This window comes from Corynebacterium guaraldiae (genome assembly GCF_053480195.1).
The window spans coordinates 12,319-31,153 of sequence record NZ_JBRBAU010000001.1 but is presented as its reverse complement, the minus strand read 5'-3'; the positions used below and the strand labels follow the sequence as shown (position 1 = coordinate 31,153).

Sequence of the window (18,835 nt, the reverse complement as noted above, 5' to 3'; positions counted from 1 at the left end):
TGCCGTCCACGCCGCTTCTTATCGACGAATACCGACGTCACGGCACGCGATTCCCGTTTGTCTTAACGTGGTGGCACAATCTTCACTCATGAGCGCTTCACATCCTGACACCGCAGATTCGGGCTTAAACCCCGAGCACCAAGACCCCAACGTCGTGGACAACGGCCTCGACATTCGCATGCCCTCGGGCACGGATGACCCGCTCAGCGATGCCGAGATTCAGCGCTACCGCGAGGAGATCAACCGCCTCGACCGCGTTATCCTCGACGCTATTAAGCGCCGCACCGATATTTCCCGCACGATTGGTAAGACGCGCATGAGCTCGGGTGGTACCCGTTTGGTACACACCCGCGAAATTGCCATCCTCAATGAGTTCCGCGACGAGCTTGGCGAGGAAGGCCCCGCGATTGCCTCTGCCCTGCTGCGGTTGGGGCGCGGCAAGCTCGGCTAATCTAGCACCAACTCGGACTAATCCCCAACGCACGCGCACCTGAACTAGCGGTGTTTTAAGCTCTCAGCATGCATGTGTCCTCTCGCCCCGCTGTAGTTCTCACCGCAGCTGTCACTGCCTTAGTTTTGACCGCCTGCGGCAGCTTTTCTTCACCTGAGACCTCAAATTCCGCTACTCCACTCGACCATCCCTCCGTCAGCGACTCCGAACGCAGACAAGGTTCCGGAGCATCCGGAACAACGCAAGGCTTCGAGGAGGTCCTCGACGGCGATGCGCTCTGGGTTAACTCCACTGAAATCCCCCATGCAGAGCTGCTTGAGCCCCGCAATAACTTGTACAACGCACTAAAAGCCGACTACTACATGGACGTGGGAGTATTGACGCCAGGTGCGGCCATCTATAACCGCACGAATGATGGCCGGTGCTCTACCGGTCATTTCGCCGGCGATGGGCAGCGCCTCTTTATCCTTACCGCCGGACACTGCGGGGACAAGGGCGACAGCTTCTACTATGAAGATCGCTCCGGCAGCGAGGTAGAGATAGGCCAGATGGTAATGAAGGCCAGCAACACCAACACAGATAGCATCAACTCGGCCGACATTGCGCTGATCGAAGTGTCCAACCCCGACGCCGAAGTATCTACCTCACCGGCGCTCAATGCGCCTTTAGCCGGATGGATGAGCTTGGAAGAAATCACGCGAAAGAAGCCCACGTTGTGCTTTGCCGGTTCCACAGCAGGCATTGCCTGCGACCCTTTCATCGACCGATTCGGTGATCAAGGGCTTTTCACCTTCGGCAGTTACAGCGATACCGGTGATAGCGGTGGTCCTGTCTACGCCTCCATCGACGGCAAACTATATGCAGTAGGGGTCGTGTCCTTTGGCGACTATCACGATTACTCCGGCTCCGAGACGGGCGCCATGGAGATCGCAAACACAATGAAGCAATTCGGCCTCAAGCTTTACACCTAGCTCAACCCAGCGCAGCCTTCTGTCTCGGCACCGAAGAGATTTCTGGACTACGGTGGACACAGTAAGTTTCATGTCTGCTACCTGCCAGAAAGGCTTTTGCAATGGACATCACCGCTCAGCCGCAGTGGGCCGCGCTCACCTCGCTTTTTGAGAGCAAGAAGGACCTCAACCTGCGTGAGCTTTTTGCCAACTCCGCTTCCCGCGCCGCAGACTTTTCTTTCGATGCTGCGGGCCTGCACGTGGACCTGTCGAAGAACCTCATCGATGAGGAAGTCGTCACCGCTTTGGTGGATCTTGCCCGCGCCGCGGACGTCGAGGGCCGCCGCGACGCCATGTTCACCGGCGAGCACCTCAACAACACCGAGGACCGTGCTGTGCTGCACACCGCGCTGCGCCTGCCTGTGGAGAAGGACTTGAGCGTCGACGGCCAAGACGTCGCCGCCGACGTCCACGAGGTTCTGGGCCGCATGCGTGACTTCGCCACTGCGCTGCGCTCCGGTGCGTGGCTGGGGCATACGGGCCACACCATCAAGAAGGTCGTCAACATCGGCATCGGCGGCTCCGACTTGGGCCCCGCGATGGCTGCCAAGGCGCTGCGTTCCTACGAGGTAGCGGGCATTAGCGCGGAGTTCGTCTCCAACGTCGACCCGGCAGATCTCGCCGCAACTCTCGACGGGCTCGACGCAGGCTCCACCCTCTTCATCGTCGCGTCCAAGACCTTCACCACCCAGGAAACCCTAGCCAACGCTCACGCCGCGCGCCGCTGGCTCATTGAGCAGTTTGATGGTGACGAGTCGGCCGTCGCCAAGCACTTCGTTGCAGTCTCCACCAACGCGGAGAAGGTCGCGGAGTTCGGCATCGACACCCAGAACATGTTCGGGTTCTGGAACTGGGTCGGCGGGCGCTACTCCGTCGATTCCGCCATCGGCCTGTCCCTGATGTGCACCATCGGCCCGCTGGACTTCATGCGTTTCCTCGAAGGCTTCCACGCCATGGATGAGCACTTCCGCACCGCGCCTCTAGAGCAGAACGTGCCGGTGCTCATGGGCCTGCTCGGCGTTTGGTACTCCAACTTCTTTGGCGCGCAGACCCACGCGGTGCTGCCTTACTCCGAGGACCTCGGACGCTTCCCGGCCTACCTGCAGCAGCTGACTATGGAGTCCAACGGCAAGTCCGTGCGCCGCGACGGCACCGCTGTCACCACCGGCACCGGTGAGATTTACTGGGGCGAGCCGGGCACCAATGGCCAGCACGCCTTCTTCCAGCTCATGCACCAAGGCACCCGCCTCATCCCGGCGGATTTCATCGGCTTTGCTCGCCCGAAGGAGGACTTCCCCACCGCGGACGGCACCGGTTCGATGCATGACCTGCTCATGGGTAACTTCTTCGCGCAGACCAAGGTTCTGGCTTTTGGTAAGACTGCAGAAGAGATTGCCGCCGAAGGCGTGGACCCAGCCGTGGTCCCGCACAAGGTGATGCCGGGCAACCGTCCTACCACCACCATTCTGGCGGAGGAACTCACCCCGCAGGCCCTCGGCGCGCTGATCGCGCTCTACGAGCACATCGTGTTCACCCAGGGCATCATTTGGGACATCAACTCCTTCGACCAGTGGGGCGTGGAGCTGGGCAAGCAGCAGGCTAATGACCTGGCACCGGCAGTCTCCGGCAAGGAGGAGGCCGCATCCGGCGATGGTTCCACCGATGCTCTGATCGGTTGGTACCGCAAGCACCGCTAAGCACTGCTTGGCGACGTCCCCCGGCCGAACGGTCGGGGGTTCACGCGTTTTTAACGCGCAATCGACATGTGGGATCGCCAACGCCGCGGAGGCCCTGTGGGCGCCCGCGTGACGATTGACCTGTCGGGCGGCCCCTGTGGGCTCGCCCGCGTGGCGGTTTACCCGCCGGGCGGTCCGAGTCCGCGTTGTGCGGCTTGATATGCCACTTGAGCGGTGATTGGTTCTCCCCAGGGCGGGATGTAGTCCACACCGCCGCGAATCCTAAACACGTAGCCAGCACCTGTTGGTTTCTCTGGGTCGTCATCATTGACGCCGTTGTGATAGGCACACAACATTGTCAGATTCGGTGGATCGGTGGTACCTCCTGCTTTCCACGGCACTAGGTGATGCACCTGGGCATAATCAGCAGGTTTATTACATCCCTTCCTGGCACAGGTGGGATGCTCGGCGCTGGCCATCATGCGCTGCTCAAACCCGGCTAAACGCTTCATCCGGTGCAGCCACACCGGCCCGATCGTGGGGTGGATGAGGGTTACGTAGCCGATCTCGGCGAACTTGTAGTTCAGAAACTCCGCGCCGGTCATCCGGCCGCCATTAGTTAGCTCAAGCACGATGTCATCACCATCGCCGCTAACAATTTTGTCGAGCTTGTCCAAGGTGACGACCACGCTGGTGAGAACGGCAGGTTTGGTTCCACCGTGGGATTTATTGAAGAAGACGTGGTTGGCTGCTTCCAGCAGATTGCTCTGGTTGATGGATTCCAGCACGCCGCGCATCTCGGTGACGGTCAGAGGGTCATCAGTAATGGTCAGCGAGTGCGGCCCATCAGCACGGTAGGTCATGCGCACCCCAGGCGTAGGAATACGTTTGGGCTTGAGCTCCTTTAAGCGCTTTGCCGCCACGGCGGGAATGCTGTGGGCGGGCGTGCCGGCGAGCTTTACACGCAGGTTCCACACATGAAGCTGATTCTGCAGCTTCTTCGTGTAGGCCTCGATGAGGCTCAGCGTGGCCAGGTCATGGCCTTGTTCTAAAGCTCGGCTGCGGGCCGTGCGTTGCTTACCCGTGAACTTGGTGGCGCCGAAGTAGATGTAGTTTAAGCGCGCCAGTTCGACGGCGTCAGCTGATGAAGCGCCGAGTGCGCGTAATCGCTTCTCGCCTCCTACCGCTTGCTTCACCAGTGTGATCCCCGAGTTGCGGTAGGAGAAGTAGGTTTCTAAATCCCCCATGACTCAGAACCCTAAGGCACCCCAGGCAACCCCGCAACCGGAGAGATACTCGTTAGAGCTTAATCATCGATTCCCAGCCAAAGGGGATGTGGTCAGAGTCCACGATCTTGCGGCCGAACGGGAAGCAGGTCACCGGGATCATCTTCAGGTTGGCCAGAGCCACCGGGATGCCCACGATGGTCACGGCCTGCGCCGCTGCAGTGGTGACGTGGCCGATAGCCAGCCACAGGCCAGCGACAAGGAACCAGACAACGTTAGAGAACCGCGACATGCCACCGGTACCTTTGACCGGTTGAATGACGGAGCGCCCGAAAGGCCACAGCGCGAAATTCGCCATACGCATCGAGGCCACACCGGCAGGAATCGTCACGACGGGGATGCAGGCCAGGATGCCTAAGAGAAAGTAGCCCAGTGCGAGGACAAGGCCACCAGTTGCCAACCAGATGATGTTCAAAATGATCTTCATGCATCCCAGCCTAGCGACGCGGCTGACAGTGCGGGCACCACCAGATGACGCGCTCTAACTCCCCTTCGTCACCGCCGGCATCCACACCACCCAGCGTGGACTTCTCAATCAGCGTGCCGCAGCGTCGGCAGCGCTGACGGTTGCGTCCGAAGACATAGGTGGTCTCCCCTGCCCTTTTCACGCCGGTGGTCACACGTACCGGCGAGTCTCGGTTGGCCCAGATGAGGCGACGGGAGATGGTGAGGATATGAGGGGCGTCGACAAGCGCTACAGGTGTTGCTGGATGAACGCCGGCCAGGAAGCAGATCTCGGCGCGGTATTCGTTGCCCAAGCCGGCCACGTTGCGCTGGTCCAGGAGGGCCGCGCCGATGCTGCGCTCGGGGCGCAACTCGATGCGGCGAACGGCCTCCTCGAATCCGCCTTCTTCCCATTCTGGCGCGAGGATGTCGGGGCCTAGGTGCGCCATGCGCTGTTCAAACTCGCGGGCTGGAAAGACCTCGACCAGCCCTAGCCAATGCCCTACCAACTCAATATCGCGCGGGGTGTTCTCCATCTGCAGCACCACGCGTGCGCTGTGCCCGGGCTTGCGCCAGCGGTCCCCGGCATAGTGGATGGCCCACGTGCCTTCCATCTTGAGGTGGGTATACAGGATGAGCTCGCCGCCGAAATCCATGAAGAGGTGCTTGCCATAGGGCCAGACCTCCTCGCACACCAGCCCGTCGAAACGCACGGTGGCATAGCGCGGCACGCGCAGGGAGGAGGAGGTCACGCGCCGGCCTTCCATGAACTGCAGCCGGTGCGACAGCTGCAGAACGGAATCACCCTCAGGCACAGCAGAACCTCCTCACCAAACGGGTGCCTACTCTACCGGCGCATCCTTTCCCGCACCGAATGCCAGCGCGCCCGGCTCCCACGGGGTGACCACATGCTGGCGAGACAGGTCTTCGATCCTCTTCACACCGAGCAGCTGGAGGGTGTTCTTGAACTCCTCTGCCAACAGCTCAATGACGCGGTCCACGCCTTCCTTGCCGCCGGCCATCAGCCCGTAGAGGTAGGCGCGGCCGATAAGGACGAAGTCCGCCCCCAGAGCCAGCGCAATGGCGATGTCGACGCCGGACATGATGCCGGAGTCGTAGATTATCTCCACGTCTGGGCCCACCTCTGCGCGCACGGCCTCAAGAGCCTGGAGGGTGTTGACCACGCGGTCGAGCTGGCGCCCGCCGTGGGAGGAGACCACGATGCCGTCGGCGCCAAGGTCGATGACCTTGCGTGCGTCTTCGGGGTTGACGATTCCCTTGACGAAGAGCGTGCCCTTCCACTGCTTGCGAATCCACGCGAGGTCCTCGAAGTTGAGGCCTGGGTCAAACATGGTGTTGACCAGCTCGCCCAGGGTGCCGGTGGTCGAGGTCAACGACGCGAAGGTGACCGGGTCTGTGGTGAGGAAGTTGAACCACCACTCGGGGCGCCACGCGGCGTCGAAGACGGTGCCGGCGGTCAGGCGCGGCGGGATGCGCATGCCGTTGCGGGTATCGCGCAGACGCTGGCCGGCCACGGGCGTATCCACGGTGACCACGAGGGTGTCATAACCGTTGGCGGCAGCACGCTCGATGAGTTCTTGGCAGGCAGAGTGGTCCTTCCACAGGTAAAGCTGGAACCAGCGGCGACCGCTAGCGCCTTGCGACGCCGCGACCTCCTCGACCGAGCGCGTGCCCATCGTGGAGAGCGTAAACGGGATGCTTGCGTCGCGGGCGGCTTGGGAACCGGCATCCTCGCCTTCGGCATGCATGAAGCGGGTAAAGCCGGTCGGCGCGATGCCGAAGGGCAATGCTGCCGGCTCGCCGGCGATCTCGGTGTTTAAAGAGATGTCGTGTGCGCCGTTGAGCACGTTGGGCATGAGGCGAACGTCGCGAAAGAAATCGCGGGATTCGCGGTAGCTGACCTCATCGCGGGCGGCGCCATCGACGTAGTCAAAGGCCGCCTTCGGGGTGCGGCGCTTGGCAATCTTGCGCAGATCCCACACATCAGCGGCCTCTGCCAGGCGTGCTGCCCGGCGGTCGAGGTTGGGTGCTTCGAACCGCATGAGGTTCTTGAGCTCGGACACGTTGGGCAGTTGGCGCTTCAGCCGCATGAAAACAAGACTCCTTTTCTATTGGGCTATCAGCTTTTGAGGTTAGACCCATGAAAAGCCCGTGGGCTAAATGAAGGTGAATATCATTCAGCGGCGTCGGCGGCGCGGGCGGAAACCACCTGGGCTGCCCGGTGCAGTCGATGAACCACCAGACTCAGTGGAATCCTCCGGATCATCGAAGGTGAGCTCCTCCATCGCCTCGACGGCACGGCGCCCACCGCGACGTGCGGGACGGTAAGGCTCGGCGGAGCGCGCGGCTTCTCCAGATTGGCCGTGCTGTCCTGCACGGCCGGAAGAGGCGGTGTGGGCAGAGCCAGTAATCCGCACGCCCTTCGGGGTTAGTGCCGCACCCAGTGCACGCAGTTCGCCGCCGAGCTTCGACTCGAAGATAGGCCGACCGTTCGCCTTCTCAATAACCACCTTGCTCAAGTGCCCGGCGGCAACCAGCTCGTTGAGTCCTGCAAGCACTGCGGCTAGTACCTCGGTGCGCTCGATTCCCTCAGGAAGGGCGTTGAAGAACGTGGTCAGTGTCTTCCCGCCGCGGGTCAGGTGCGCCACCGGCAAGCCATCCATGAGCACCACCAAGGCACCCGCGGCGCGGGTCGGCCGGGCCGCGGATTCGCCGGCATCCGTAGTGGGCCACGACAGCGCCGCACCATAGGGGTTGGCCGGGTCGGTCGCGGCAAGGACATAGGCCTGCGGCTCGCGGGTGCCGGAGGGCCAGCCCGTAACATCGGGGGAATCATCCACGCCGCGCAGGCGATCAATGACCGCAGGCGTGGAGAACTGCGCGGCCCCCAAGCCTTCAATGACATAGCCGCGCATGGCCTTGCCGGATTCCTCGAAGCCGGAGAGCACTTTATAAGCCAGGGCGAAGCCACCCAGGACGTCCTCGGCCACCACGGATCCGCGGGTGAGCACGCCGTAGCGGTCCAACCAGGCCTCGCCGTGCGCGATGGAGCGCGACGTCGCATCCGTGGCGGCGGGCACGGACAGCGACCACCGCCCCACCACGTCTGGTGCGGCCTGCGCACCAGACACATTGAGCGATTGCGCAAAGGAAGTGCGCCCCATGCGCAGTCGCGAACGCGATGGTCTGCGCCGCGCGCGATGCGCCGCACGCCCAGCGGGACCGCCTGCGGCAAGGTGGGCCCGGATAGGAGCGAAGGAATCGGGGCTGACTAGGCCAGCCTCCACCAGTCCCCAGAGGGCCTCGCGAACCTCCTCGGGCGTACCGCTCAGCTGCGGTTGAATATCGGAGATAAGATAGCTGCCGCCGCCCTGTAAGGCCTCGAGCAGCTGGGTTTGCAGCATGGACAAGCCCACCTCCTCTGCAGAAACCTGCGGGGCGAGCTGTGCGGCATAGTCCGCCGGTAGCAGCATGATCCAGGGGTCGTTCGAGCCAGCCTTGCCCGCGCCCACGATAAGGACCTCGCCGCCGGTGGTCAGCTCATCGAGCATCGTCGGCGAATAGTCCCCTACACGCGCAGGCAAGATGAGGCTCTCCCAGGCAGAGGCTGGCAGGCGCACCCCGGCCAGCTGCTCGATGACCGCAAAGACGCCGTCCACCCCGCGCAGCACCGGGCGCCGGCCCACCGCCGCCACCTGCTGCCAGTCAGGGAGGAAACGCCCAAAGGCCGCAGGCGAAACCGGCTGCGTGGCCGCCCGCGCGGCCGCCAGCGAGCGCGATCGGATGACCTTGAGCACCTCCGCCGCGCAGTACTCCTGCTCCTCCACGCCCTGCCGGTAGTGCCCAGCCAGGATGGAGTCCAGCCCATTGAGCGTGGAATGCGTCACCGCGGCCGACAGGCCAAAGGCCTCCTGCACATCGCGCGCCACAAAGGGCCCGCGCGTGCGCGCCCAGCGGCTGACTAACTGATCCAGGGCGTCGGTAATCGTGGCCTGCTGGGCGGGGATGCCGGGCGGGACGGGGATGCCCAGGCCGTCGCGAAGCAGCGGCGCATCAAGCGCCTGGGCCACGTGCTCGCGGCCGTTGATGCGCACCCGCATGATCCGCGAACCGAGCGCATCGAGTGCACTCAATGGCACCGTGGCGTGCGCGCCGAACTCCTCGACCGGGATGGGGCCCAGCACGCGCAGCAGGTCCGCGACCTCCTCGGTGGTCCGCGCCTGGCGTTCTACAGTGGTGCGCTGCAGCTGGGCGTGGACTTCAGCAATAACTTCAGCGGAGAGAAGCTCGCGCAGCTCCACCGTGCCCAGAAGCTTCGCCAACAGCGCGGGGTCTAGGGCCAAGGCCGCCGCGCGCTTTTCCGCCAGGGGCGAGTCCCCCTCGTACATGAACGCGCCGGTGTAGTTAAACAGCAGCGAGGACGCGAAAGGTGAGGGCTGCTCCGTGGTGACCTCCGCGATGCGAATGCGGCGATGCGCCAGCTCCCGCATGACCTCCGTGAGCGCCGGCAGGTCGTAGACGTCCTGCACGCACTCGCGCACGGTCTCCAGGATGATGGGGAAAGAGGGGTAGTTGCGGGCGACGTCGAGAAGCTGCTCCGCGCGCTGGCGTTGCTGCCACAAAGGCGCGCGCTTGCCCGGGTTACGCCGCGGCAGAAGCAGCGCTCGTGCTGCGCACTCCCTAAACCTAGAGGCGAAGAGCGCGGAGTTTCCCACCTGTTCGGTGACGATGTCCGCGATCTCATCGGCGTCGAAAAGAAACAGCGCGGCATCTGGGTCCGCCTCCCCCTGCGGCAGGCGCAACACGATGCCGTCATCGCCCGCCACGGCTTGGGCATCCATCCCGGTACGCTCCGCCACGCGCTGCCCCACCGCCAGCGCCCACGCCGCATTCACCGGCCTGCCAAACGGGGTGTGCAGCAGCACGCGCCAATCCCCCAGCTCATCCGTGAAGCGCTCCAGCAGAAGCGTCTTCTCATCCGGGATGAGCCCGGTGGCCTCGTGCTGTTCCTGCAAGTAGGCGGCGATATTACGCCGGGCGCGCTCATCAGCGTCGCGCACCACGGACGGGTCCGAAAATGCTTCACGCCGAAACGTGCCCAATGCCTTACCCAACTCATAGGGCCGCCCCGCGGAGTCACCATTCCAAAAAGGCAAACGCCCCGTATGCCCCGGCGCGGGTGTCACCCGCACCTGGTCGCGCGTAATCTCCTCCACGCGCCAGCTCGTCGCGCCGAGGGTGAAGATATCCCCCACCCGGGTTTCATAGACCATTTCCTCATCGAGCTCGCCCACGCGGCGCGGCGCGGAACCGGCCTCACCAGTTCCCACGAGGAAGACCCCAAACATGCCGCGGTCCGGGATGGTGCCGCCGTTGGTCACCGCCACGCGCTGCGCGCCGGGACGCGGGGTGAGCACGCCGGTCACGCGGTCATAGACCACCCGGGGTTTCAGCTCCGCAAAATCCGTCGAGGGGTACACGCCACTGACCAGGTCCAGCACGGAGTCGAAGACCTCGCGCGCCAAGTCCTTATAGGGCCAGGCGCGGCGCACGGTGTCATACCAAGCGTCGGCCTCGAGCCCCTCGCTCGTGCCCGCGCTTGCCGACGCCACCACCGCCGCCACCGTCTGCTGTGCCAAGACATCCAACGGGTTGCGCGGGGAGTGCATCTCTTCAATGAGGCCCTCCTCCATGCGGGCGACGGTGAGTGCTGATTGCACGAGGTCCGCGCGGTGCTTGGGATAGAAGGAACCGTGCGAGACCGCGCCCACGGAGTGCCCGGCGCGACCCACGCGCTGCAGGCCCGAGGCCACCGATGGCGGGGATTCCACCTGCACCACCAGCTCCACCGCACCCATGTCGATGCCCAGCTCCAGGGAGCTCGTGGCAACCACGGCCTTGAGCGTGCCTTCCTTGAGCATGGTCTCCGTCAGCGCGCGCTCGTCCTTGGATACCGAACCGTGGTGCGCGCGGGCGATGACGGCAGGGGCCTTGCCTGCGACGTCGACCTGCTTCATCAGCTGGGCCGGATCGCGCCGGGTGGTTGGGCTCAAGGACTCCGGGTCGTGCTCCTGGGCATAAAGCTCGTTGAGCCGGCTGGTGAGCCGCTCGGCGGTGCGGCGCGAGTTGACGAAGACGAGGGTGGAGCGCTGCTCCATGATTTCGGCGTAAAGCTCTTCTTCGATGAAGGGCCAGATGGACTTCGCCGTGGGCAGGGCGGAGTCTCCTACCCCGCCTTCTTCCTTGCGGTGCGCGTGCACGCGTACCGCGTCTTGGGGGCCTTCGGTGATGCCAAGGGGGTCGTCGACAGTCGCTTCCCCGATGGGGGAACCCTGCTCCGGGGTGGGCAGGTCCGACATGTCCTCGACCGGCACGTGGACGTCGAGCTGCCAGCGCTTCTTCGCGGGCGGGACGATGATGTCCACGGGACGGTCGCCGCCCAAGAAGTTCGCGACAACACTCAGCGGGCGCACCGTCGCCGACAATCCAATGCGTTGAAACTCCCCGGCGATGAGCCCGAGGCGCTCCAGAGTCAGCGCCAGGTGCACGCCGCGCTTGGTGCCGGCCAGCGCGTGGATTTCATCGATGATGACGGTATCCACAGTCTTCAAAATGCCCGCCGCCTTGGAGGTGAGCATCAGGTAGGCCGATTCCGGCGTGGTGATGAGGATGTCCGGCGGCTTGCGTACCTGGCGGGCGCGCTCTGCCTGCGGGGTATCCCCGGAGCGCACACCGACGGTAATATCTGGCACCTCCAGGCCCAGCCGTTCGGCGGTGCGGGCAATGCCGTTGAGCGGGGCGCGCAAATTGTTCTCCACGTCCACGCCCAAAGCCTTGAGTGGTGAGATATACAGCACTCTCACGCCATCATGAGCGCCCTCGCGGGACGGCTCATTGCTCAGCGGCAGGGCGGTCTGGCCCTCGCGTTCCACCAAAGAATTTAGCGCCCACAGAAATGCCGCGAGCGTCTTACCGGAACCGGTTGGTGCTACAACCAGTGCGTTCGCGCCGCCGGAAATCGCCTCCCACGCCTGCTCTTGGACCGGGGTGGGGGCAGCAAATACGTCGGCGAACCAGCCAGCAACCTGCGGGCGGAATTTCGCCAGAACGTTTTTGGACATGCCCTACTGTATCGCGCGCGCTAATCTGGTCACTATGACCGTTGAGATTTCTGATTCCCGTCTGACCAACTCCCTCGCCGATGGCTGTGGCGAGATCCTCAAAGGCGTGCGCAACGGTGGCCTGCTGCGCGGCTTGGCGCTGGGTGATGCCGGCGATGAAGCCGCTCAGGAATGGATCGCCCGCGTCCTTGAGCAGCACCGCCCGCAGGATGGCGTCCTGTCGGAGGAGGCCGCCGATGATTTGAGCCGTTTGAAGAAGGACCGCGTGTGGATCATTGACCCGCTCGACGGCACCAAGGAGTTCGCTACCGGCCGACAGGACTGGGCCGTCCACATCGCGCTGGTAGAAAACGGCACCCCGATCCACGCGGCCGTCGGAATGCCGGACATGGGCGTGACTTTTAAGTCCTCCGATGTGCGCGCAGTGACGGGCCCGCTGTCGAAGAAGTTCGTGGTCTCCCGCAACCGCCCGCCGAAGGTTGCGGGTTATGTTGCGGAGAAGATGGGCTTTGAGACCGTCGGCGTGGGCTCCGCAGGCGCGAAGGCCATCCACGTGCTCTTGGGTGACTATGACGCCTATATCCACGCCGGTGGCCAGTACGAGTGGGACCAGGCCGCCCCGGTGGGCGTGGCCTTGGCCGCGGGCCTGCACTGCTCGCGCTTGGACGGCTCCCCCATCAAGTTCAATAACGAGGACACCTTCATCCCGGATCTGCTGATCTGCCGCCCGGAGCTAGCAGACGAGATCCTGGAGCACGCCGCCGCCTACGCGGAGGCCAACGGCGGCTACTAAGCCCCACGCGCTGCGCTAGCTACCTACGCAGCGCAAGAAAGTCAGATTCCCAACTCGTCAGCCAGACGAGAAACCATTCGAGCATGAAACTCATGGTAGTCATGCAGCGTGTCTGTGCCGAGGTAACCGAATACCTCGGCATTAATCACGCCAATTATCTGTATCCACACCTCAAGCGCCTTTTCCATGACGTCAGTGGGAAGTTCCACATCAAGCTCCTCAGAGGTCGCCGCAAGGTCTTGCGAGAACTGAGATGAACGCGGTTCTAGCTCTTTAACCGAGGCCTCAGTTAACAACGCGGCCAGACGCCTACTAACTTTCGTACCCGCGCCCGTTGTCTCTGAAGCAGGCGCTTCGTATCCAATGATGGGTGTGCCATAAATAAGCGCCCACCTTTGAGGAAACTCCAAGGCCCACGCCCTCATGGCAAACACAAGGCGCAGGAATCTGTCCCGCGTCTCGGTAGCCTCACCGATTCCTCGCGCGACGGCATCATCAAGTGCTTCAAACGCATCAACGATCAGCATCGTTAATAGGTGGGCCCTGTCGGGCACATAGCGGTAGATACCCGAAGAAACTATCCCCAAATCACGTGCAATTGCACGAAGATTCAAGGCTTCTGGGCCGCCTTTATCAAGCTGCTCCCGCCCTACCTCAACAATGCGCAACATCGTCTGTTCGCGAGCACGCGCTCTTGGGGTCATTGACATATAGAAACTATATCAACAAGAAAGAGAGCACTGCTCTTGAATCTGAGTAACTGCAATTATAGAATTAGAGAGCACTAGTCACTATTTAGAGCAGAGGTCACCTAATGCATTTTCTCATCACCGGGGCAGGCCCCGTGGGCCGATCACTTTCACGCGAACTCGCTAAAAGAGGGCACACATGCACAATCATGACGCGACGGCAGCCCCATTTCGCCGCCAGTAGGAACGTGCAGTTCAAGAAAGGCGATGCAACACACAGTGACGCGTACCCAGAACAGATCGACGGAATTGCCCACTGCATCCATGCCCCATACGACGCACAAAAGTGGCGCGACCTGCTCATTCCAGCTGAAGAAACCGTGCTAGAGGTAGCCGCCCAACGGGGCATCCCCGTTGTCTTTCCCGAATCGATGTATGGGTTCGACCAGACTTACGAGGTAATTTCGCCTGACACGCCCCGAACCCGATCCCACAATGGCAAACCCGGTGTTCGAGCGACCCTAATCGAGAACCGCTTAGCCTCTCCCTCGCGCACTACCTCGGTAATCGCGGCCGATCTGTACGGACCCGATGCCGGCCCCGGATGCGTTTACCATCAGCTCATCATTGGGAAGAAGCGTCCCCTTGCTCTTTTTAACGCACACGCTAAACACTCGGTCACGTACCTTCCCGATTTCGCCCGTGCGCTAGCTGACGCACTACTGAACGAATCGACACCCCCTATAGTTTCCACGCCTTGCGCGCCCGCGCTCACCCAAGCTGAATTTGCTCGACGCGCCGGATGCCAACACTCCCCCATCACGATTCGCCCATGGATGCTGAAGCTAGGTGGCATTGTCAGCACGGACCTGCGAGGCCTACAAGAAATGAGCTACCTGTGGGACCGTCCCTCCATTCTTACCGGAGCTAAGTCCGCATGGCAGGCGACCCCAACCGACGAAGCATTAAAGGCTATTCATCAAGCTCAGTCGGCGTAGTGACAAATCCAACCACTAGTAGCCCTACCTCACTACCTAAGACTTTTTGAACGCTCTACACTTGGACGTCATGAGTGAAAATCCCACTGCTTCTTCATCCCTCAAAACACCGTACGAGGACCTCCTGCGCCGTGTCCTCGAAGAAGGCGCACCCAAAGGCGACCGCACCGGTACCGGCACCCTCTCCCTGTTCGGCGCCCAGCTGCGCTATAACTTGGCGGAGTCTTTTCCCCTGCTGACCACCAAGAAGGTCTACTTCCACGGCGTGATTGGTGAGCTGCTGTGGTTCCTGCGCGGCGACTCCAATGTGAAGTGGCTGCAGGAAAACAAGGTCCGCATCTGGAACGAGTGGGCCGATGAGGACGGCGAGCTGGGCCCTGTCTACGGCGTGCAGTGGCGCTCCTGGCCCACTCCGGATGGCCAGCACATCGACCAGATCCAGGTCGCCTTGGACACGCTCAAGAACAACCCGGATTCGCGCCGCAACTTGGTCTCCGCGTGGAACGTTTCTGAGCTGGACAAGATGGCGCTCATGCCCTGCCACCTGCTCTTCCAGCTCTACGTCGCGGACGGCAAACTCTCCATGCAGGTTTACCAGCGCTCCGCCGACATGTTCCTCGGCGTTCCCTTCAACCTGGCTTCCTATGCCGCGCTGACCCACATGTTCGCCCAGCAAGCAGGTCTAGAGGTAGGCGATCTCATCTGGACGGGTGGGGATTGCCACATCTACAACGACCACATCGAACAGGTCAAGGAGCAACTGTCCCGCGAGCCCCGCGAGTACCCGCAGCTTATCCTCCACAAGGCCGAAAGCCTCTTTGACTATAGCTTCGATGATTTTGAGGTCATCGGCTACGACCCCCACCCCACCATCAAGGCGCAGGTGTCCGTTTAATGCTGGGCGCAATCTGGGCTCAATCCCTCGACGGGGTCATTGGTGACGGCGTGGTCATGCCCTGGCACGTGCCGGAGGACCTCAAGCACTTCAAAGAGGTCACCATGGGCGCGCCTGTCATCATGGGCCGCAAGACGTGGGAGTCCCTCAACCCCAAGTTCCGCCCGTTGCCAGGCCGGGAGAACATTGTGCTGTCCAGCCGTCAGCCGGGCGAATGGTCCGCGGGTGCCACCGTGGTGGACAACCTCGACGCCGCACTTGACGCCACGCTTGACGACGCCTGGATCACCGGCGGCGGCCAGCTCTACAGCTCCGCCCTCGACCGCGTGGATACAATCGAGCTCACCCTCATGGGTGTACAAGTCGGCGATGCCTACGGCGCAGATGCCGTCCTGGCCCCGAGCGTTCCGGAGGAATTCAGCCTATCTGCCGATAGTGACTGGCTGACCTCCGAATCAGGCCACCTCACCATTCCCGGCCAGCCGCCCAGCGAGCTGCCGATGAAATACCGTTTCCTCACCTACGACAGAAAGGCTGCTGCTTAATGAGCACCAACGTTGCCACTCCCGAAACCACTGAGCACGTCACCATCTTCTTCGCCGATTGGTGCCCGTTCTGTGCCAAGCTGATCAAAAACCTGGACCGCACCGAAACCCCATACGAGCTCGTCAACGTCGAAGCGGATTCCCCCGACACCGCCGACATCAACGCCTGGATCGAGTCCGTCAACGACGGCAACCGCATCGTGCCCACCGTCCTCTACTCCGACGGCACCCACGCCACCAACCCTTCCGCCAGCGAGGTCCGCGCCAAGTACGCGGAGCTGGCCGGCGAATAAACGAAAGGCGACGCATTTAACGCCGCCCCACGCGGGGCTGCTAGTCTTACCTAGGTGCGCAACGCACCCCCGCCCCAGTAGCTCAGGGGATAGAGCACGGCTCTCCTAAAGCCGGTGTCGCTGGTTCGATTCCAGTCTGGGGCACAGAATAACCCCCGTGACCTGCACATGCGGGTTACGGGGGTTTCCTAACTCTTGGGCAAATTCGGGAAAGTACTAACTTAAGTACTGACTTTGCCGCAAATCGGACTCAGCGAGGCGAACCGAAATCAGCCGAGTTTTGGCCGTGCTGTTGCTGATTTTGTCGCTGCTGGCGCTGCCGCCGTCGAGCCTCAACGAGTCGCCGGTTCTCACCAACAGACCGAAGGAAGTACTCGCGGCGGTCTCCTACCGGATTAAACAGTCGCGTACGTGCGTGCGCGTAGGCGGCATGCTCTTCAGCTACGGCGCTGTCATCGTCGAGAAGGTGCGCGAAGTACTCAGCGTCCGTACCGTCAAACTCGCTGCGCTGGAATTGCCGAAATTCATCATCCATGACGCGCTCCTTGAGGAAGTTGTAGTCGACTTGACGCATGCCGTTTACCGATTCGTCGGGCGACCACGGCGCGGGCGTGCCGCGTCCCGTAGTAGTCGACTCTGCCGTTCCGTGCTGCGGCGCTGGAATTGGCGGTATTGTGCTTCCGCCGCCGCCAACTGCTGCTTGATGTCGCTGTTCTCCTCGTCCGGGAAAACCTCGCTCATCCTCGCGCGGGCGACCGTCGTCGCGTCCCTCTCCGACATCGTAAAGAGTTCGTCGCGTTCCGTCTCCGTGAAGAGTGTCGGTGTAGTCTTCTTCGGCTCCTGGCGCTGCGGCTGCAGCTTCGGTGTCGGCGGTGGTGTCGGTGTCGGTGAGGATATCGGCGTATCTGTCGGTGAGGGATTGGGTTCCGCCGGCATCTTCGATACCGCCGGCCGTGACTGCTGCGGGTTCTGGTGTGGTGTCAAGTTCCTCTTGCGTTTGCGGACCATCGTAGTTCTCCTGTTGTGTTCTAACTTGCTGCTGTCGGATTAACTGCTGGTACTGCTGTTGTTGCTGTTTTATACGCTCCTCCACTGCTGCGAGTGTGTACTTATCCTTTCCCAATCGCGAGCCTGTTCGTTGGGTCGAGCGAGTACCGCGCGAGGTCGAGTAGCGGATCATTTCACCGTCTTCGTCGACCAGGGCGTACGTCGTCGCCGTCACATCGTCGCGTTTTTCCTTCTCGTGCGTTGTAACGCGGAAAGAAACGCTGTAGTCGGCAGCGATAGCCTGCGCTACTTCTAGGCCGTCAGCGACCGAGGGGGCGGCGGCTACGCGGGGGTCTGCAAGTACAGCATCTACGCGCTGCGTCATCGCTTCGCGCCAGTTCTCTTTGGTGATTTCCGGCAGCGGCGAGTTTTTCAGATGCGAGTAACCTTGCCCCGACCCCGGCCCCGGTACCGGTTCCGGTTCATAGACCTCTAAGCCGAGTTCTTCCATCACTTCGTCGTTGAAGTGTTTGACCTTGTGGAAGTAACGAACATCGCGCGGCGTGTTCCCGGTTACCCTGTCGTGATTCGCGAAGGTCAAATGATTGTGCAAATGACCGCTGTCGGAATCCGTGTGTGTCGCTACTACAACGTCACTGTTCGGCGCTATTCGACGCGCTAACTCCATACCGGCGAGGTGCGCGAGATAAACGTCAAACGGATTGTCTTTATCGAGTTCGTCCGGGTGGAAAGATTGGATAACTAAAGCCGCTTGATTCTCGCGCTGAGGGTGCCGGGTGTGCTCCGTAACGGTGTCGTGAACAAACTGCATCGGTGTAGCGTTCGGCGTAGCACTGACAACGCTGTACGCGGCCGCGCGGACATCGTCGTTGCGCATATTCTCGTACGTACCGTAAACGGCGTACACGGTGGCCGCGCCAACACTTTTCGATTCTAAGATTTTGACGACTGACATGCGGCCTCCAATTTCCCTCGCAGCTTCACGAGTTCAAGAAATATCTCTTGCATCTCGTTTTTGAGTACGGCGCGCAAATCTTCGAGATCTGTACGCGCCTTCTCAATCTCCTTCGGGTCTGCACCGTCTTCCTCGGCTTCGAGGATGAACATCTCATCAACAACGCGAGTGTTGACCGCGCGGACCGCTTGATTCACATTCGTGCCGATACGGTTCACCTCTTGCGTGAGCCGCGCGAGTTCTTTACGAGTCTCCGGCGGCAATTCGCGCAATTCTTCAAACATCGAGGGCGGTACGCGGTCAGTCAGTGAATCGAGCGCCAGGCGTACAGTCTCCGCTGCCGAAATCTCCATACGGTCAGACAACGCGCGTACATAATCCGCGCGTTCTTTGTCGAATCGGCATGTGAGCCGCAACGCGTCTAAGTTCTGTTTCGTCATAATCTAATCTGCTTTCCTGTTGTTAAACTTCGTATCGCCTCTATCGAGGCGAGGCGGACAAAAGCGCTAATCACGCTTCTGTCCTGGACTTACTTCCCAGTCGCGCATTGAGCGATTACCGTCACTCCGAAACTGCGTTGTCGTAGCGCGCTGGTAATCGTCAAAGTCGGACTGGAAAGCAAGTGGCAAGCAGGCCACTGAGCACCGCTT

16 protein-coding genes and 1 tRNA gene are annotated in these 18,835 nt (G+C 61.9%); 9 read left to right on the top strand and 8 right to left on the bottom strand.

The window, feature by feature from the left end; translation table 11 throughout:
- Positions 1 to 88: 88 nt before the first annotated feature.
- The 3 genes from ACUY3D_RS00140 (at position 89) to pgi (ending at position 3,158) form a co-directional block, all read left to right on the top strand.
- A complete protein-coding gene (locus ACUY3D_RS00140; RefSeq protein WP_070686363.1) occupies positions 89 to 451 on the top strand; it encodes a chorismate mutase in 363 nt (120 codons plus the stop codon).
- A 68-nt stretch (positions 452 to 519) separates the two neighbouring features.
- Positions 520 to 1,422, top strand: a complete 903-nt coding sequence (locus ACUY3D_RS00135) for a chymotrypsin family serine protease (RefSeq protein ID WP_070565705.1) — start codon at positions 520 to 522, stop codon at positions 1,420 to 1,422.
- A gap of 101 nt (positions 1,423 to 1,523) precedes the next feature.
- Positions 1,524 to 3,158 (top strand): glucose-6-phosphate isomerase, encoded by a 1,635-nt coding sequence (gene pgi, locus ACUY3D_RS00130; protein WP_448240102.1) that lies wholly within the window; start codon positions 1,524 to 1,526, stop codon positions 3,156 to 3,158.
- A gap of 158 nt (positions 3,159 to 3,316) precedes the next feature.
- Here the strand turns inward: pgi and ACUY3D_RS00125 are convergent, their stop codons facing one another.
- The 5 genes from ACUY3D_RS00125 to ACUY3D_RS00105 form a co-directional block, all read right to left on the bottom strand.
- Positions 3,317 to 4,384: an HNH endonuclease signature motif containing protein gene (locus ACUY3D_RS00125; RefSeq protein ID WP_070520636.1), complete on the bottom strand. Its 1,068-nt coding sequence runs from the start codon at positions 4,382 to 4,384 to the stop codon at positions 3,317 to 3,319.
- Between the two features lie 52 nt (positions 4,385 to 4,436).
- Positions 4,437 to 4,850 (bottom strand): YccF domain-containing protein, encoded by a 414-nt coding sequence (locus ACUY3D_RS00120; protein ID WP_049155174.1) that lies wholly within the window; start codon positions 4,848 to 4,850, stop codon positions 4,437 to 4,439.
- Between the two features lie 10 nt (positions 4,851 to 4,860).
- Entirely contained in the window at positions 4,861 to 5,682 is an 822-nt protein-coding gene (locus ACUY3D_RS00115) for a DNA-formamidopyrimidine glycosylase family protein (protein WP_448240101.1), read from the bottom strand.
- Positions 5,683 to 5,709: 27 nt separating this feature from the next.
- On the bottom strand, positions 5,710 to 6,978 hold the full coding sequence (locus tag ACUY3D_RS00110) for an alpha-hydroxy acid oxidase (protein ID WP_448240100.1): 1,269 nt from the start codon (positions 6,976 to 6,978) through the stop codon (positions 5,710 to 5,712).
- Between the two features lie 87 nt (positions 6,979 to 7,065).
- Positions 7,066 to 12,009 carry an Lhr family ATP-dependent helicase gene (locus ACUY3D_RS00105; protein ID WP_448240099.1) on the bottom strand — a complete coding sequence of 1,648 codons (4,944 nt, stop codon included), beginning with the start codon at positions 12,007 to 12,009 and terminating at the stop codon, positions 7,066 to 7,068.
- Between the two features lie 34 nt (positions 12,010 to 12,043).
- On the opposite strand from ACUY3D_RS00105, the gene ACUY3D_RS00100 reads away from it, so the two are divergent.
- Complete coding sequence (locus ACUY3D_RS00100; protein WP_239248575.1) at positions 12,044 to 12,802, top strand: 3'(2'),5'-bisphosphate nucleotidase CysQ; 759 nt, start codon at positions 12,044 to 12,046, stop codon at positions 12,800 to 12,802.
- A 41-nt stretch (positions 12,803 to 12,843) separates the two neighbouring features.
- Here the strand turns inward: ACUY3D_RS00100 and ACUY3D_RS00095 are convergent, their stop codons facing one another.
- Positions 12,844 to 13,473, bottom strand: a complete 630-nt coding sequence (locus ACUY3D_RS00095) for a TetR/AcrR family transcriptional regulator (protein ID WP_252970537.1) — start codon at positions 13,471 to 13,473, stop codon at positions 12,844 to 12,846.
- A 143-nt stretch (positions 13,474 to 13,616) separates the two neighbouring features.
- On the opposite strand from ACUY3D_RS00095, the gene ACUY3D_RS00090 reads away from it, so the two are divergent.
- The 5 genes from ACUY3D_RS00090 (at position 13,617) to ACUY3D_RS00070 (ending at position 16,366) form a co-directional block, all read left to right on the top strand.
- Positions 13,617 to 14,489 carry an NAD-dependent epimerase/dehydratase family protein gene (locus ACUY3D_RS00090; protein WP_070563304.1) on the top strand — a complete coding sequence of 291 codons (873 nt, stop codon included), beginning with the start codon at positions 13,617 to 13,619 and terminating at the stop codon, positions 14,487 to 14,489.
- A gap of 70 nt (positions 14,490 to 14,559) precedes the next feature.
- Positions 14,560 to 15,384: a thymidylate synthase gene (locus tag ACUY3D_RS00085; RefSeq protein WP_070563301.1), complete on the top strand. Its 825-nt coding sequence runs from the start codon at positions 14,560 to 14,562 to the stop codon at positions 15,382 to 15,384.
- Complete coding sequence (locus tag ACUY3D_RS00080; protein WP_448240098.1) at positions 15,384 to 15,929, top strand: dihydrofolate reductase; 546 nt, start codon at positions 15,384 to 15,386, stop codon at positions 15,927 to 15,929. The genes ACUY3D_RS00085 and ACUY3D_RS00080 overlap by 1 nt, the downstream gene beginning before the upstream one ends.
- Positions 15,929 to 16,222, top strand: a complete 294-nt coding sequence (locus ACUY3D_RS00075) for a mycoredoxin (RefSeq protein ID WP_010187687.1) — start codon at positions 15,929 to 15,931, stop codon at positions 16,220 to 16,222. Before ACUY3D_RS00080 ends, ACUY3D_RS00075 begins: the two co-directional genes overlap by 1 nt.
- Positions 16,223 to 16,293: 71 nt before the next feature.
- Positions 16,294 to 16,366, top strand: a tRNA-Arg gene (locus tag ACUY3D_RS00070).
- Positions 16,367 to 16,472: 106 nt separating this feature from the next.
- On the opposite strand, the gene ACUY3D_RS00065 is transcribed toward ACUY3D_RS00070, so the two are convergent.
- Positions 16,473 to 18,185, bottom strand: a complete 1,713-nt coding sequence (locus ACUY3D_RS00065; protein ID WP_448240097.1) for a relaxase/mobilization nuclease domain-containing protein — start codon at positions 18,183 to 18,185, stop codon at positions 16,473 to 16,475.
- A complete protein-coding gene (locus ACUY3D_RS00060; protein ID WP_448240096.1) occupies positions 18,164 to 18,625 on the bottom strand; it encodes a hypothetical protein in 462 nt (153 codons plus the stop codon). Before ACUY3D_RS00060 ends, ACUY3D_RS00065 begins: the two co-directional genes overlap by 22 nt.
- Positions 18,626 to 18,835 lie beyond the last annotated feature (210 nt).